Raw genomic sequence first — 13,853 nt, forward strand, 5'->3', positions numbered from 1 at the left:
TATTTTCTAGATCGACTGCTTGCCAACAAAGGCACCGTAAAAGCCACCCAGCGAGCACAATGCAAACAAGGCAATCCCTGCCTGCGCCGCACCGCCGCCGCTGTAATTTCCAAGTGCCAAGAGAGTAAGATAGCCAAAGCCCAGACCGCCGAAGAACAAACCGACGCGCTCAAGAGCGGAGTGATGTTTTGTCATTTTTTCCATAATTTTTCCTTTGTGATAGTAGGGGTTAAACTTCGTCGAAGCCAAAGAGGCCACGAAAAATGCCGCCTAATGCGACCAGTCCAACGACGAAGGAAATTGCAATATTCCATTCGAAGTTGCCATATTTTGCGATCATGAATGCGACAACAAGGCCGACGGTGCCAAGGCCAAAGTTGTTGAAACGCTCGTTTGCAGTTAAGTGTTTTCTACCTCTCATGAACTTTCCTTGCTCTATTGAAGCCAGGCTGGTACGTGGCCGAAAAGGGCAGCCACAATGAAGCCAAGCATGATGACAATGGCGATCCCCGTTCCATAATCTGGCCCCCTTTTTCTGACGGTTATCTTCGCAAATCGTGCCATGATATTTTCCTTTCATGGTTTCGAGTAACAGCTCACATGAGCCTTCGTGCCGTAAACGCTGTCAGGCTTGTAAACCCGATGAGAAGCGCAAGACGGATGAGTGTAAAAGCAAGTGGCAAGGTCCCGATGCGGATGCACCATGCCAGCCAGAACGCGGTGTTGTGATCGTATTGGCTCGTCAGGGATTGCCAGACAGTCGGCTCAATAGCTGGCCAGATCGAAGGGCCGACAAAGACTGCGCCGAAGAGTGCCGAAAGGGTGGCAAGAGGGTTAAAGGCAGCGGACAGCCCTGAGCTTCCGCGTTGAGGAGATTGATGCATGACGACCCCTCAGTTTGAAGCTGCGAGCATCGCAATGGATGCGCTTACAACCGCACAAACATGGCAGAGCCTTGAACTAAATTAATTTTCTCTTCGAACAACCAGATTGATAGGGAAATCATCAAGCCGAGTTGAAGTGTTGTGGAGGCGACGGCGAGCACCGCTACACTGTGTTCTTTGAGAAGTGCGACAAAAAGAGTTGCGCCGATGATGTAGGCAACTATTCCGGCTGCGAAGTAGGCTTGCTTATTTGGCTCAGCCGAAACTTTTAAAGACGCGGTTCCCATGACATTCACGAGCGCCATTGCGCCAGTCAGTGCCGTTGTTGTCCATAATGTATCCATTTGGCGCACCTTCCTAGTGCCCTCTGAACGATGGTTCTCGAGGGCTTTGAGTTTTTCGAATCTTAGCGAAACGTCTTACTCATAATTATGGCGTACGCCATAATATGTCAATAAGGTGGATAGGTTATTTTGGTTCTTGCTGATCAAGATAGGCTTGGAGTGCTGCTTCTGTAATTTCCCGTTTGCTCATGCCTGTTGCTTGCCGAAAGGCATCAATTCTTTCAGAAAGTTCGGGGTCTACATCTGTTTTGAACTGTTTTGTGGCTCGTGGGTTTCGATTAACATGTGCTTGAGGGGACCTGTCGGGGTCCGGTAGTTCATTTCGGCTGCGTTTTTGTCTTCGTTCGGTCAACTCGTGCTCAAAAAAATCAATTAAAGATTTACAATAAGAGTCAAGTTTACCAGATTTGACGATTTGGTCCAAATCTATGTCGCTAACTATCTGTAAAATAATGAAAGAGTCACTGTCACTGCCGCCGGAAGTACTATCCACGGTGAGGCTGTTGGCGGTCGCGAACTCTTGAGCTTTGAAGATCAAGTTGGTCAATTTCTTTTGGGAGTCAGCAGAAGTCCCAGAAGGGTGCTTTGCTACCAATGTTCCGCGAAGTGTGCCATCGACCTCATCCCACTTGGCGGTTACGTCAAGCCCGAGATGCGCGGCTATGCCTTCAATCGTTTTTGCGATTTTTACGAACGCTAGGTGCATCGAAACTGCTCAGCCCTTCTGTTTCTTTCGGCGTTTATCGCCTAGAAATTAGGAAAGGCCAAGATTCGAGGACGTTGCTGTGCAGAAAATGACGATCACTGCCGAGGGGAACTATGATCTCAGAGAGGTTTATGACCGCATTCTTGATGGCGAGTTGGGGAATCTGGTTGATCCTGACGCTGTGCAGGGAAAAAGTGTTGGGACATCAGTGTTTGCAGCAGGCAACGGTCGCTTGCCTGAGATCACGATCTCTCTCAAAGAGACCAAGTCAGATGCTGAAATTGCGGAGATTCAGGCCGCTCTCAGATCAATGTTCGGCAATCAAGCCCATATACATATAGCCACCTGATGCGTCAGAAAATAGCGACGACACCGCAACAAGCCATCGACGGCCTTGCGACGGCACTCTTCATCCCAATTCTCTTTATTTCTGTTCCGAGCATCGCCAACGCTAGCTCCATTTTGGCCGCGTTGATAACTCTTGGGCCACTCGTCTGGTATGTCACAACAGTCATCTTTGCCCCCCTGAAAGCGTCCAAGCCAATTAAGCGGCCAGACATTGCCCAAATAATCGGTGATGATCGTGTAAGAATTCGTGCGGGCGCGGGGGCCGTTACGTGCGCCGTCGATCTCGGCTTCCGCAAATACATCATTTTCAATGAACAGGATTTGGCGGGGCACTATTAGGATTGGAAGGCGTTGATAGGGCACGAATATGCTCACATCAAAAACGGAGACGCCAAATTTTTTCATTTCGTCGGCATCTTTGGGATCACAACATTTTTTATCGTCGTGTATTCTCTGATCGCCACATTTGTATTGCTTTCAAATGTATTGTCTGGGGTGGCCGCTGAAACGTCCTTCAATGGAACAATAACGGCAATTCTGGGATTGATTGGTTTCCCTGTTTTCTTTCTCCTTTGGATTAGACAAAGCCTCCATGCGCGAGAATTTAGAGCCGACAGAGAAAGCCGCGCTTTAAATAGAGAGGCTGTCGATGACTGGATGCGTAGGTCATTGCGCCGTGAAATTCGGAATAATACGTGGTGGTTTTCAGGGCTGGATCGCATGGTGGGATCGTTTACCCACCCAAGTTTCAAGCGCCGAGCCGACGCGTTGCGAGATGATAGGCTTGCTTCAAATTATCGACTTCATTCAGAAGTGCTTCGTTCGCTAGTCTTCGTCACCGGCGGGGCTGCCCTCAGTTACTTTGTCTTTATGGCTCTGAATTCTTTTGCTTCCCAAGCAGAGAGTTTCCCCGTCTGGTTTGTGCCAATCTTCATTTTACTTATTGTTTTGCCCATTTGTGCCGCATATGGCGCTATAAGTGTTTCGGCGATGTATTCATTTGAGCAAGGTGGTTGGCGGGCAAGTCTTGGATTTTGCACTGCTGTTGCAGTCGCTAACTGGTTACTCCTTGCAACGGCTTTCTATGTAATCGTATTTTTGGGGCAATTTGATGCCATTACCGAGGGGGTTCCTTCTGCGCCGCCCGAGCTAATGTCCACTGGCGTTTGGCCGTTTTTTGTAATGTTGATCAATTTTGGAGTGGTTCTGTCAGTGTTGACCATGCTTGCATTCAAGCTGTTGGGGCGCTTTCGTTATAGCTTGATCGTTCACCTCATTGTTGGGCCCGGTTCGTTGATCGGAGGTCTTCTGGCAACCAAGTTGGAATGGTGGTTGCTCACTTGATTTTACGATGTTTTCAAATGCGTGAAACGCGGCGACCAATATGCTATGCTCGATGTATATGCTGCCACGAAAAACGACCAGAATTGAGATTTCCCAAGATACGTTAGACGCACTCATAGCGGAGAAAGAACGCACTGGCTTTGGCGCGGCGAAGATTTTTCAATATGCTAAATCTCTCGATCTCGTCGGGGCAACATCAAATCTGACGTCAGGGATGATCGTAGCATGGATGAGCGGCAAATCTCGCAGCGCGCACGCTGAAAACATTGTCGCTGTCACGCAGGCCTATCGAAGCATCGTATTTGAATCCGAGTTGCCGTGCGATGCGAACGAACGACGCCTTGTTTTAATTACAGACGGCGTAGATGATGAGTTGCAGGTTTTCCTATCGGCGCGAACCACCTCCGTTCGAAAGCTCATTGTGGGCGATGCATCAGCGCCCGAAGGTCTAACCGAAAACAAGCTCAAGAGATTAGCCAGAGGGCGCGAGAGTTTGATTTTGCTATCTCACCTCAGGTTTATTCGAAAAGCCATGAATATCTGGGGTGATTGAGCCTCACCAAAATCAAATTTGGTGCCTTATTCCTTACGATTAGAGCGTTTGCATCTCGATTTACTACCTATAATTGTGTAAAGCTATCAATTATTGATAAAATACAACCGTTACTAGAAATCATTTAATATATTGTAAAAATTAGATAAAATTCGAATTAATAATTCCATAATGTTAATTAATTCGGGTCATACTTAACGCGAACATACCGATCCGACCCGAATAAACGAGGAACTGGACGCGTGTGTGGGGAATAAGAAATGACTGCATTGCAAGAGCCAGGGGCGCTCAAACAACAATTCAAAGCTACGCTTACATTAGGCGCGTTTATTGGCGAGGCCAAAGTTGTATTAGCTCCAGACGAGACCCAACCTGAAACGCTGGTAAATGAAGGCCTGAAGCGCGGCATTCAGGTTCAAATGGACATGGGCGATACCCAGCAACTCGGCGCGGCGTTGCGCGGTGCGGACAGCGCAACAGCTTCCAAAATGAACGAGGAACGCCAAAAGAAACAAGAGAAGAAAGCCCGTGAGGCGAGAAGGTTACAAGCGCTTCTCGATGACCTAGCAGCTATTGATATTCAGATTGCTGAATTGGTAGGCCAAATTGACGAACTAAACGAACGCATTGAGGCAGTCGATAGTCTTATCGATGGACTAGAAGAAGGCTCATTGTCAGTCGAGGACGCGCTCCAACACCCAGAAGTGATCGAAGCACTTCGCAAAAGCGGCAAGACAATTGACCCCAACGATCCCGAAGCCGCTGATGCTTTGGCTGCAATTCTTGCCACGCATGGAAGTTCGCTCAGGAATGAGCGCGATGGCCTTCAAGGACAATTGGATGGGTTGAACCGCCGACGTGATGACATCGTAAATGATATCAAGGAAATCGACAACGATCTTGGGCTGAGCCTTGAAGACAAAAGAGCAAAGGCTGCCGAGTCTTCGAGTGAGGGATGGGAGCAAGCCGATGTAGTTTCTGATGTAACACAGACAGTTGCCGTGAAGGCAGATGGATTTGGTTTTTTGGAAGACTTTAGGAACGACGAGTATTCATCCGATCATAACGCTGAGCAGTCTAACGCCGCGTTGGATGATTTGTTTGGTGATGACAGCGCTTTAGACTTCGCAAGCGATGATTTCGGCAAGCAGTTCTCCGCAGCATCCCCACCCGTGACGACGAAAGACACTGAGTTAGCAAGCAATATTGACTTCAAATTGAACAATGGAATGGGTTAACCACCAAAATTTGGAACAGGCTCACCTGTATCAAGTGATGCTTGTTGATTGAGATATGCGACAGCTCTAGCAACACGCTCTATTTCGGTATTGGCCTCCGCCAAATTTAGAAGTGGGTTCCCGCTTTCATCTTCATATGAAATTGACCCAATTTCGTTGTCGCTTCCTCGTATCCTGAGAATATATGTAAGGCCACTTGCTCTAGAATCCAGATTTGTGCTGGAGAACATTCTCGCCTCAAGGCCGTGACTATCAAACTTCTGGGTATAGTCTTCTGCAATATGGTTCAGCATCACTTGCAGGGCATGCTCAGCAGAAACGTTGTGTTTTTCAGCGGCAGCTTGCGCGCGCGCACGAAGATCATCCCCAACGTGAAAAAGGATCGCTACGGTATTTTCGGCGGATTTGACGTGAAGCCCGGCTGCTTCTCTAGCTTTTTTAAGTTCCCAGGTTTCTTGTGTCCACAGAGATTCATCAAATGGTTGCGCTACTGGCGTTGCCTCTTGCGCGAAGGATGCAGTTGGCGACAGCACAGCGGCAGCCGAAAGCACTGCGCCCGTTACCGCACCAAAAATCGCACTTGTTTGTCTGGCTTTTGCCATTCGTGTCCTCGAATTTTTATTCGTTTCGGACACACACCTCTGCAGCATATTGTTGTTCTTATGCGCCGCGGAACAAAATATAGGCAAAATCTTGCGTATTTGCAAGCTTTTTTGAAGCTATCTTACCTGTCAAGCCATCAATTATGCATTTTCGTCTATCAAAAATAGCATATCGAAACGCACCGCCTCGTTTGGCCTTTCTGTCGGCGTTTCGACTCGAAGAATTCAGTGGAAAAAACGCTTCGTGATGGCCTGAAAACTTGGCAGCGAAGCCAGCATTTGTTTCAATCAAATCCGATGGTTAGTGACTAGGATATAGATGACGAATGTTATGAAAATACAAATATGGGGTCACACCTTGTTTTCCAAGGTGTTGGCGACATCGGCACGGCAGTGGAGGTATCAAAATGATAAACGGTCAAAAAGGATCGGTTTTGCTACCCCCAAACGGAGCGTACTATGACTGTGATGTGGCCTTCGCCCTTGTCTCCATTGCTGCCCGATGGGCAGTTGATTGGCTATGCCCGCGTGTCTACCGAAAATCAAAAACTGGATATGCAGCTTGATGCTCTGCAACGAGCGGGCTGTGCAAGGATTTACTATGATCATGGTGTGTCTGGCGCGAAAGCAGATAGGCCGGGCTTGGATGAGGCTCTCAATACCCTCGGTGAGGGCGATACGCTGGTCGTTTACAAGCTGGATCGTTTGGGCAGGTCGGTGCTGCATTTGACCGATCTCATTTCGCGGCTCGACAATGAGGGCATCCAGTTTTGCTCATTGACCGAAGGTATCGATACAACGACACTGGGCGGCAAGCTGGTCTACCATGTGTTCGCAGCGGTCTCGGAATTTAGCCGCAATCTGATCCGCGAGAATACCATGGCTGGATTAAAGGCAGCACGGGAACGTGGATCGAAGATTGGTCGGCCACATCTGCTATCTGATGATGACGTTATCGAAGCGCATCGGTGCGTGCATCAAGATGGCAAATCGATCCGAGAAATAGCTGCAAGGTTCGACGTATCAGAAAGCACCATACAAAGAGGCATCCGCAGGGTTGGTTTGGATAGGGCGGCTTAGGCGATGCTTTTTCAGGCGGCGGTGGTGTTACCGGGTAATACCTGCTTGATTTGATACCTCACTAAGAAATTCTGGCTTACGCAAGATGTGCGCGGTGGTAGTACCGCGCATCTTGGCTGCGGGCGGCTGCGCCGTCCTCGGCAAAGGGGGCGTGCCGCCCCCTGTTGCATTCCCCCGGCCATCACTGTGACAGACGTTTGGCCTCCAAAGTGCCAGCAGTATTTAGGCCCTTCTGTGCGTTTCGGTTCGTCCAATAAGGCCCTGACAACACTTGCCAGTCCGGGTTGACCTCCAGCATTGCGGCCCCGAAGTGATGCTGTTCATCGGTTTTTTGTGGCGCTATGGTTTCGGCAACATAGATGTAAGCTAGGCTGAAACAGTCTTTATCAGCATCACGTTTGGGCTGGACTACCAGCGTGCGCGACTTTGTATATTTGTTTGTCGCGTCATAAAGAATCTTAATTCGAAACCAGTTTTGCTTGATGGTGAATTTCCCCGAGATTTCATACGAAATCTTGTCGGTGTCGGCATTTTTAAAATCGGGATGGCTCTCCGCCATTACGCAAATGTTCGACATCATGACTGTTTCCCATTCACCGTTAAGATCAGGAAAGACCCACTCGTTTAGTTTGGGGAACTTCTTCCAAAACCAGCGCCATGTAGGCGTTGCTCCAAGAAACCCGATCAGCAGCCCAAAAGTGCCAGGTGTCGCCGTTAGTGTCCGAGGCCATTTGCTAGGATCAGATTGAGGCTGAAAAAAGGCAAAGTTCATTGGAAAGCTGATTGCCACCAGAAAGCAGAGAACCCAAGCAAGCCTAGTTCGCTAAAGAACTTTATACATTGTGGATACCCCCTAGATGTTGGTTGGCGCGAACCTTCTTATGCTATATCATGGAATGTAATAAGTCACTGTTTGGATTCAGCCATGACCTACATGAACGCACATGCACTGTTTGTCGGGGCGAATGTCTCGGCATCCTACCATCAAGCGATTTTGCTTCCTGACGACAAAGCGGAGGCTTTGCGAAGCGATGACAAACAGCTTCGCGCCGCGATGCGGTCAGCGGCGGAACTTGTCGTAAAACAGGGTAACGTAATGGCGTTTGCATCCGACGCATTTCGCGATCAAAAGCAAACCGCGCCATCACTTGAGCTTAAGTTTTTGCTTCAAGGCGGCATGGCTTATAAAACTGCAGTCCATCCGGCATTTCTACCGCCGCAACAATGCGACCGTGATACCGGCGTCTACGTGAAGACATCTTATCTCGATCACGATTCTCCGGGCATCGCATCAGAGAAATACTTCGCGCTGGCTGAGCGAGCGATTAAACCACTCTGCGATTTACATGGTTGGAAAATTGTTAAGAAAGCAACTTGCGTTAGAGTCGAGTTATCGCCAGAACTTCACATCGACTACCCGCTTTATGCGATCCCAGATGAAGAATTTATCGCGCTTGCTATGGCATTTGCTGACACGACTGGTATTGCATTGAATTCGGCAATGGACGACATGTCTAACTACTTCAAGAGATTTCCGCACCTGCGAATCCCAACGGATCGTGTTATGCTGGCGCATAGGGAATTGGGGTGGATCCATTCCGATCCCCGTGCTTTGCATGATTGGTTCGAGGATCATTTTTCGCGGTTTTCCGGCCTTCGCAGGCAATGCCGCTATCTCAAAGGGTGGCGGGATTTTACCTTTGACACCGGAGGGCCGACATCAATCCTATTGATGGTCTGTGCCGCCAACGCCTACCGGAGCGGAATGGTTGATGCGAAAGACAACCGTGACGATGAAGCCTTTCTATCCATCGCCAAAGCGCTACCGGAAATGTTACGTGGAGACGTATTAAACCCAGTTCTTGAGGAACGGTCTGTCTTGAATGCCTGGGATGACGTTGAGCGTCGCAGGATCATCTCTGAGATCGAACAACTCGAACAACATGTCGATACAGCGCTCAACGGCCACTTTCACAGCTCAATCACTGTCGAGCGACTTCGCAATGCATTGGGCGGACGTGTCCCGAACCGCCCCGATCTCGTAAAAGCGCACATGTCTGTTCCCGGCGAAGTATCAGCTCCCGTCAAAATCGCCCCTGTTTCCGCACTTCCGCAGGTTCGGCGTACCGTATCCGGCTGATGGACGCGCCGACAAAGGTGCGTGGCGCACTTGAGGCAATCGGGTTTGCGCCAACAATGACCCGTCGGTTTGATGCCTATGAGGGCTTCGTTAAGGTCGGGAAGGTCAGTGTACAGCTCGAAATCGAGATACCTGACTATGATTTCCTGGCGCGGCCAATTGTGCGGGTCTTGAATGAGGAAGCCCTACCGAGCCGCCTGACTGCGCATATGATGGAAGGGGCGCAGCTATGTTACGCGAACCCTGATACGCTACTTTTGGACCGATATGCGCCGGATCGCAGTATCATGGCCGTGGTCAAACAAGCAGAAGCAACGCTGGCTGTATTGCTTCACAGCAACCCGAAAGCAGAATACATGGCTGAGCTCGCGTCATATTGGAGTATGACGTGCTATCACCTCATTGATGATCCTAGGAACAACAAAGCACTGGTTTTTGGTGTCTGTGAATTTTCTGTTGGACCACAATGCTTGATCGGCGGATGCACCGAGAAGCGCATGCAGCGTTGGGCTAACGATGCTGGCGGAAAGTTCAAAAAATTCTTTTCTGCGCCAGTTGTCGAAGCCGTAGGCGATATCCGGCCTCCGCCAAGCACCGTCAAGACCTTTGAGAAGGTCGTTGAATGGCTAGAACCTCAAGTGCATACCAGCACAGCTTTACTTGACGTGGTGATCACAGGAGGCAAGCCGCTACCCGCACTGGTTGTTGCAGCACCAAACGCAATCATCGGGTTTCAGATCGAGAAATCTGGCTTGATCAAACAGGCCGAACGGAAGGGCTTTCGGAAGAACGCAATTCCTGATCTTTGGAAGTCAAAGGCTGCACAGCTCTCTCTAGACAGATTTAAGGGAAAGCTGGCTACGTCAGAGGAGATTACAGCGCGAAACCTCGACGGGACACCTCCGCTCAAAGGCAAGCGGATCGCTCTTATTGGAGCCGGAACCATCGGCGGATATCTGGCCCGGAGCCTTGTTCAGCTGGGCGCTGGCTTTGAACAACGTCTTTTAGTCATTGATCAAGATACGCTCCAACCTGAGAATCTTGGCCGACATATTCTTGGCTCGAAGTATCTTGGGAGAAGCAAGGCGAAGGCTTTAGCTGAAGCCCTAAAAACAGACTTTCCCGATGTTGAAGTAAATGCGGTGAGCACCTCCGGGCAAAGCACGTTCGACCGACTTACTGCATATGACATCGTGGTTGATGCCACAGGTGAACAAGCATTTTCGGATGCGTTGAATGCCCACGCGCTATCCTGCGATGCCAAGATGGGGAGTTTTCCGCCAATCTTGTATGCGCTGATTTTTGGCAACGGCGCTGCAGCTCAAACGTATTTATCCACACGCGGTTCGGAGAAAGCTTGCTTTAGATGCTTGAAGCCTGAGTTCACGGGCGCTTGGCAAAATTCACCAGTAAAGCCAGATGCTGCGCTGGCGAAGCTTGCGATCCGGGCTTGCGCATATGGCACGTTCACTCCTTTTGGTGTCTCGGCTTCGCTAAGCGCCGCTGCTTTGGCATCACAGCACGTCGCTGATTTTTTTAGCGATGGATATTCGGGCGATTTACGGACAGTATAGGTCGTCCCGAACCAATCCCAAGGCGTGCCTTGGAAATCTGTCTCTCGTTCTAAGAAATGCCCCGCATGCGCAGCTTCTGGTCGAGCGGTTAGTGAGGTGGGTGCTTTAAGCTCACAACAAAACAGTAAGGGCAGCGTCTGATCGTCGGTCACCTTTTGCTCACTTATACCAGAACGTAGATGGTTCCTTTACCGACACCTTGTTTTGACAATTGATTGTTGGCAACAAGAACGCCTAAATGTTTCTTCACCGTGTTGCGGTTTGCACCAGTAAGTTCGACAAACTGTGCAAGTTTAAGTTGGCCATGCTTTTTGACGAGATCAACGATCTCAACGCTGAGCGGCGGCAATTGCTGCATGAGCAACTTCTCACGGTTCATTTTGATCTCAAGGCGTGCTTTTTGCTGTTGCAGGGCACGCAAGAAAAACATGAGCCAAGGTTGCCAGTCTGGACTGTCCGTTCGGATGGTGCCTTGTGTACGGCGCAAGGCGAGGTAGTAACCTTCTTTGCTTTGTTCGATAACGCTTTCTAGTGAGCTGTAAGGCACATACTCGTAGCCGCTACGGATCAGGATAAGCGTCGTCAGAATGCGTGACAGCCTGCCATTGCCGTCTTGAAACGGATGGATTTCTAAGAAGACGACCGTGAAAATAGCGGCTACCAGCAAAGGGTGTAGGGCCTTTTGTTCCAGCGTTGTGTTCGTCCACTTCACCAGTTCCGCCATAAGGTTGGGCGTGTCGAAGGGCGATGCGGTCTGGAAAACCACGCCAATTTCATTGCCATCCGCATCAAACGCGCTCACATGATTGATCTGCGTCTTGTATTCGCCGCGATGCCGCTCGTCTTTTGAAGAATGGCGCAAGAGATCGCGGTGAAGTTGCTTGATGTGGTTCTCAGTGAGCGTGATAACGCTTGCACTTGCAAAGACCGTTTCAATTGCTTCGGCGTATCCCGCCACTTCCTGTTCATCGCGCGTGTCGAATTTTTCGATCTCAATGTTGGATAGCAGTTTGTCGACATCGCTGTCAGAGAGCTTGCTGCCCTCTATCCGAGTTGAAGAGCCGATGCTTTCAATAGTGGCCACGCGGCGCAGCGCAGATAAGCGCTCCGGCGCGAGCGTTCCGAGAGCCTTCCATGCGCCCTTGAATTCATCAATCTCAGCGATGATAGCAAGGATTTCGGGCGTGATATTGATAGTTTCTATGTTCAAGGTCATACCCAAAAATATATCCAAAAATACCCATAAAGGCAAGTTTAGTAGGAAAATATCCAAAACTATACCCATAAACATCCATAAGTGGGCGCACCTGCCTTGCAGGTCGGGCTTTCGTGAACCGGGCCTGTAGTCCCGGCCATCCGGCTTCAATCCCTTGCGCAAAAGGATGAGGCGGCACGCTCGCCGCCATCTTGAAAGCGCATGCCCTGGCATGCTTGGAACCTGTTCTCCCAGCTTACATCAAATCCGGGAACGCCCAAGGGCTGTGCGTCAATCATCTTCCGCCGCAAGCGGTCTCCCGAGAAGACAATTGGCCCATTCCCGGAAAGTTTGATCGAGACGTCCCAGCCGCGCTTTATCGCGGCTTTTTATTGGGACGCTCGCCGCTGGGCAGAGGTTCAAGCGCGGGGCTGATGGTCGGCTCCGCCTTTGATCCAAAGGAAAGCGAGATCACAATGACAATTACCCTTCATGCACCGCCTTATGACATCACAGCTCAGGGCTTCTACTTTGACACAACGGACGAATTTGAAGAGAAGGCCATAAAACTGGTCAACAGTTCCGGCGATTCTGTCGAAGAGTTTGAAATCCAGTTCATTGACGGAGAGCAGATTGACTGTGAGTTGGCAAAAGCCATCGGCATTAATCAAGGCAACTTTCGCGACTTTTTGACCTGCGTCGAAGCATGGGAAGACTGGCAGAAAATACTGGTTATCATTGCCGTTGGCGAATGCGGCTATGATTTTGACCCCGATGTAGAACCAGACCGTCACGGCATAGACATCTACTACGTCAGAAGCATGCAAGAACTGGCGGAGCAATTTGTCGACGAAGGCCTGTTTGGCGACATCCCCGAAAGCCTGCAATTCTACATCGACTATGACGCAATCGCCCGTGATTTGTCTGTGGAATACAGCGAGACCGTCATTGCGGGCGAAAACCTAATCTATCGAGCATCTTAAGGGAGGGCGACATGACACAACTCTCTCACCAAAGATACAGCGCAGGGCACCCATGGTACTATTTTCTCGGCGGTGCCGTCCCAAAGCTCAAAGACATCAGGGACTCCATTCTTTCTGATAATTACGAGGGCTATCTGGCAGCAGACATAAAAGCCATCGGGCGCAGATCTGAACCGCAGCGTACACGCGCGATCCACGCCATGCGCTCTAAGCTCATCGCTGACTTAAAACGTGATGTTTCAATTTACCGCCGCTGCGTGCGGGAATTGCGGAAATATAGACGCAACCACCCCGCACCAAATGGCGCATGTTGTGCAGACATACACACATCCATGAGCCTTAAGCACAACCACATCTACAACGGCTTTGCGAACCTCAAGACCTTGGACGGGTTGCCTGCACAGCAGCTGGATTTGTTTGGACGTTAGGCAGAAGGGTTGATTGATGATGTTAGACAGACCTATTTGTAAGGCCAATCGTCCTCGATTTCTTGCGGCAAGGAAATCTCGCAGCCAGCTATATCCTTGCTTTCGGACGAATAGAAGAGCCTGACCTCAAATTCCGTGTCCACATACGTGCTGACCGCCATAACATGATCGTTCCAATCAGCATCATCGACAGAAACGTTTAGCCCGGCTTCCATCGCACGATAATAATCGTGCTTGTCCATGAACCCAGAAACTTCGATTTCGATGGTTCCACTCACTTTGATGAAAACTTCGTCGTCAGCCTTCACAAGTTCTATGTTGCCAATTTCCGCTTCGCCGACGCTTGTGATCACGACATCGTTGCCGAAGGGTACACCTTCTGACCTGCGCCCCTAAAACTCCTCCAGATTTGTGTAGAGTCCGCCCAACAAAAG

Annotated in this window: 19 protein-coding genes; 10 read left to right on the plus strand and 9 right to left on the minus strand. The window is 49.8% G+C overall.

Annotation, left to right across the window (positions count from 1 at the left end; translation table 11 throughout):
- Nucleotides 1-6 precede the first annotated feature (6 nt).
- The 5 genes from RLO149_RS05150 to RLO149_RS05170 form a co-directional block, all read right to left on the minus strand.
- Nucleotides 7-204, minus strand: coding sequence for a hypothetical protein (locus RLO149_RS05150; RefSeq protein ID WP_013961014.1), 198 nt, complete (start codon nucleotides 202-204; stop codon nucleotides 7-9).
- Nucleotides 205-229: 25 nt separating this feature from the next.
- Nucleotides 230-421: a hypothetical protein gene (locus RLO149_RS05155; protein WP_013961015.1), complete on the minus strand. Its 192-nt coding sequence runs from the start codon at nucleotides 419-421 to the stop codon at nucleotides 230-232.
- Nucleotides 422-596: 175 nt separating this feature from the next.
- Nucleotides 597-884, minus strand: a complete 288-nt coding sequence (locus tag RLO149_RS05160) for a hypothetical protein (protein ID WP_013961016.1) — start codon at nucleotides 882-884, stop codon at nucleotides 597-599.
- 44 nt (nucleotides 885-928) lie between these two features.
- The gene (locus RLO149_RS05165) at nucleotides 929-1,228 is read right to left on the minus strand and encodes a hypothetical protein (protein WP_013961017.1); all 300 of its coding nucleotides are present in this window, start codon (nucleotides 1,226-1,228) and stop codon (nucleotides 929-931) included.
- A 124-nt stretch (nucleotides 1,229-1,352) separates the two neighbouring features.
- Complete coding sequence (locus tag RLO149_RS05170) at nucleotides 1,353-1,934, minus strand: hypothetical protein (protein ID WP_013961018.1); 582 nt, start codon at nucleotides 1,932-1,934, stop codon at nucleotides 1,353-1,355.
- 79 nt (nucleotides 1,935-2,013) lie between these two features.
- Between RLO149_RS05170 and RLO149_RS05175 the strand changes: the two genes are divergently transcribed.
- From RLO149_RS05175 to RLO149_RS05195, 5 genes are all read left to right on the plus strand, one after another.
- Nucleotides 2,014-2,283 (plus strand): hypothetical protein, encoded by a 270-nt coding sequence (locus tag RLO149_RS05175; protein ID WP_013961019.1) that lies wholly within the window; start codon nucleotides 2,014-2,016, stop codon nucleotides 2,281-2,283.
- On the plus strand, nucleotides 2,283-2,621 hold the full coding sequence (locus tag RLO149_RS05180; protein WP_013961020.1) for a hypothetical protein: 339 nt from the start codon (nucleotides 2,283-2,285) through the stop codon (nucleotides 2,619-2,621). The genes RLO149_RS05175 and RLO149_RS05180 overlap by 1 nt, the downstream gene beginning before the upstream one ends.
- Before the next feature lie 12 nt (nucleotides 2,622-2,633).
- Entirely contained in the window at nucleotides 2,634-3,626 is a 993-nt protein-coding gene (locus RLO149_RS05185; protein ID WP_044025215.1) for a M48 family metalloprotease, read from the plus strand.
- 52 nt (nucleotides 3,627-3,678) lie between these two features.
- Entirely contained in the window at nucleotides 3,679-4,179 is a 501-nt protein-coding gene (locus tag RLO149_RS05190) for a hypothetical protein (RefSeq protein ID WP_044025216.1), read from the plus strand.
- Between the two features lie 260 nt (nucleotides 4,180-4,439).
- Nucleotides 4,440-5,417, plus strand: coding sequence for a coiled-coil domain-containing protein (locus RLO149_RS05195; RefSeq protein ID WP_013961023.1), 978 nt, complete (start codon nucleotides 4,440-4,442; stop codon nucleotides 5,415-5,417).
- Here RLO149_RS05195 and RLO149_RS05200 read toward each other — a convergent pair.
- Complete coding sequence (locus tag RLO149_RS05200) at nucleotides 5,414-6,019, minus strand: hypothetical protein (RefSeq protein ID WP_044025217.1); 606 nt, start codon at nucleotides 6,017-6,019, stop codon at nucleotides 5,414-5,416. The two genes, RLO149_RS05195 and RLO149_RS05200, sit on opposite strands and share 4 nt — an antisense overlap.
- A 459-nt stretch (nucleotides 6,020-6,478) precedes the next feature.
- On the opposite strand from RLO149_RS05200, the gene RLO149_RS05205 reads away from it, so the two are divergent.
- A complete protein-coding gene (locus RLO149_RS05205) occupies nucleotides 6,479-7,099 on the plus strand; it encodes a recombinase family protein (RefSeq protein WP_013961026.1) in 621 nt (206 codons plus the stop codon).
- 181 nt (nucleotides 7,100-7,280) lie between these two features.
- Here RLO149_RS05205 and RLO149_RS05210 read toward each other — a convergent pair whose 3' ends face one another.
- The gene (locus tag RLO149_RS05210) at nucleotides 7,281-7,871 is read right to left on the minus strand and encodes a Cap15 family cyclic dinucleotide receptor domain-containing protein (RefSeq protein ID WP_013961027.1); all 591 of its coding nucleotides are present in this window, start codon (nucleotides 7,869-7,871) and stop codon (nucleotides 7,281-7,283) included.
- Between the two features lie 153 nt (nucleotides 7,872-8,024).
- Between RLO149_RS05210 and RLO149_RS05215 the strand changes: the two genes are divergently transcribed.
- Together RLO149_RS05215 and RLO149_RS05220 are read left to right on the plus strand one after the other, a co-directional pair.
- On the plus strand, nucleotides 8,025-9,239 hold the full coding sequence (locus RLO149_RS05215; protein ID WP_013961028.1) for a CBASS cGAMP synthase: 1,215 nt from the start codon (nucleotides 8,025-8,027) through the stop codon (nucleotides 9,237-9,239).
- On the plus strand, nucleotides 9,239-10,813 hold the full coding sequence (locus RLO149_RS05220; RefSeq protein ID WP_013961029.1) for a ThiF family adenylyltransferase: 1,575 nt from the start codon (nucleotides 9,239-9,241) through the stop codon (nucleotides 10,811-10,813). The genes RLO149_RS05215 and RLO149_RS05220 overlap by 1 nt, the downstream gene beginning before the upstream one ends.
- A 163-nt stretch (nucleotides 10,814-10,976) precedes the next feature.
- Here RLO149_RS05220 and RLO149_RS05225 read toward each other — a convergent pair whose 3' ends face one another.
- Entirely contained in the window at nucleotides 10,977-12,098 is a 1,122-nt protein-coding gene (locus RLO149_RS05225; RefSeq protein ID WP_245538127.1) for a Fic family protein, read from the minus strand.
- Between the two features lie 386 nt (nucleotides 12,099-12,484).
- Between RLO149_RS05225 and RLO149_RS05230 the strand changes: the two genes are divergently transcribed.
- Both RLO149_RS05230 and RLO149_RS05235 read left to right on the plus strand, forming a co-directional pair.
- Nucleotides 12,485-12,991 (plus strand): antirestriction protein ArdA, encoded by a 507-nt coding sequence (locus RLO149_RS05230; RefSeq protein WP_044025547.1) that lies wholly within the window; start codon nucleotides 12,485-12,487, stop codon nucleotides 12,989-12,991.
- A gap of 11 nt (nucleotides 12,992-13,002) precedes the next feature.
- Nucleotides 13,003-13,419 (plus strand): hypothetical protein, encoded by a 417-nt coding sequence (locus RLO149_RS05235; protein ID WP_013961032.1) that lies wholly within the window; start codon nucleotides 13,003-13,005, stop codon nucleotides 13,417-13,419.
- A 32-nt stretch (nucleotides 13,420-13,451) separates the two neighbouring features.
- Here RLO149_RS05235 and RLO149_RS05240 read toward each other — a convergent pair whose 3' ends face one another.
- A complete protein-coding gene (locus RLO149_RS05240) occupies nucleotides 13,452-13,772 on the minus strand; it encodes a hypothetical protein (RefSeq protein WP_013961033.1) in 321 nt (106 codons plus the stop codon).
- Nucleotides 13,773-13,853: the final 81 nt, after the last annotated feature.

Origin of the sequence: Roseobacter litoralis Och 149, assembly GCF_000154785.2 — a bacterium.
Classification (GTDB): Bacteria; Pseudomonadota; Alphaproteobacteria; order Rhodobacterales; family Rhodobacteraceae; genus Roseobacter; species Roseobacter litoralis.

Excerpts from the sequence above, each read along its gene's own strand:
- RLO149_RS05220 (WP_013961029.1), top strand. The coding sequence starts at position 9,239 with ATGGACGCGCCGACAAAGGTGCGTGGCGCACTTGAGGCAATCGGGTTT.
- RLO149_RS05210 (WP_013961027.1), bottom strand. The coding sequence starts at position 7,871 with ATGAACTTTGCCTTTTTTCAGCCTCAATCTGATCCTAGCAAATGGCCT.
- RLO149_RS05150 (WP_013961014.1), bottom strand. The coding sequence starts at position 204 with ATGGAAAAAATGACAAAACATCACTCCGCTCTTGAGCGCGTCGGTTTG.
- RLO149_RS05190 (WP_044025216.1), top strand. The coding sequence starts at position 3,679 with ATGTATATGCTGCCACGAAAAACGACCAGAATTGAGATTTCCCAAGAT.
- RLO149_RS05170 (WP_013961018.1), bottom strand. The coding sequence starts at position 1,934 with ATGCACCTAGCGTTCGTAAAAATCGCAAAAACGATTGAAGGCATAGCC.
- RLO149_RS05230 (WP_044025547.1), top strand. The coding sequence starts at position 12,485 with ATGACAATTACCCTTCATGCACCGCCTTATGACATCACAGCTCAGGGC.
- RLO149_RS05160 (WP_013961016.1), bottom strand. The coding sequence starts at position 884 with ATGCATCAATCTCCTCAACGCGGAAGCTCAGGGCTGTCCGCTGCCTTT.
- RLO149_RS05215 (WP_013961028.1), top strand. The coding sequence starts at position 8,025 with ATGACCTACATGAACGCACATGCACTGTTTGTCGGGGCGAATGTCTCG.
- RLO149_RS05155 (WP_013961015.1), bottom strand. The coding sequence starts at position 421 with ATGAGAGGTAGAAAACACTTAACTGCAAACGAGCGTTTCAACAACTTT.
- RLO149_RS05200 (WP_044025217.1), bottom strand. The coding sequence starts at position 6,019 with ATGGCAAAAGCCAGACAAACAAGTGCGATTTTTGGTGCGGTAACGGGC.
- RLO149_RS05165 (WP_013961017.1), bottom strand. The coding sequence starts at position 1,228 with ATGGATACATTATGGACAACAACGGCACTGACTGGCGCAATGGCGCTC.
- RLO149_RS05225 (WP_245538127.1), bottom strand. The coding sequence starts at position 12,098 with ATGGGTATAGTTTTGGATATTTTCCTACTAAACTTGCCTTTATGGGTA.
- RLO149_RS05180 (WP_013961020.1), top strand. The coding sequence starts at position 2,283 with ATGCGTCAGAAAATAGCGACGACACCGCAACAAGCCATCGACGGCCTT.
- RLO149_RS05195 (WP_013961023.1), top strand. The coding sequence starts at position 4,440 with ATGACTGCATTGCAAGAGCCAGGGGCGCTCAAACAACAATTCAAAGCT.
- RLO149_RS05235 (WP_013961032.1), top strand. The coding sequence starts at position 13,003 with ATGACACAACTCTCTCACCAAAGATACAGCGCAGGGCACCCATGGTAC.
- RLO149_RS05205 (WP_013961026.1), top strand. The coding sequence starts at position 6,479 with ATGACTGTGATGTGGCCTTCGCCCTTGTCTCCATTGCTGCCCGATGGG.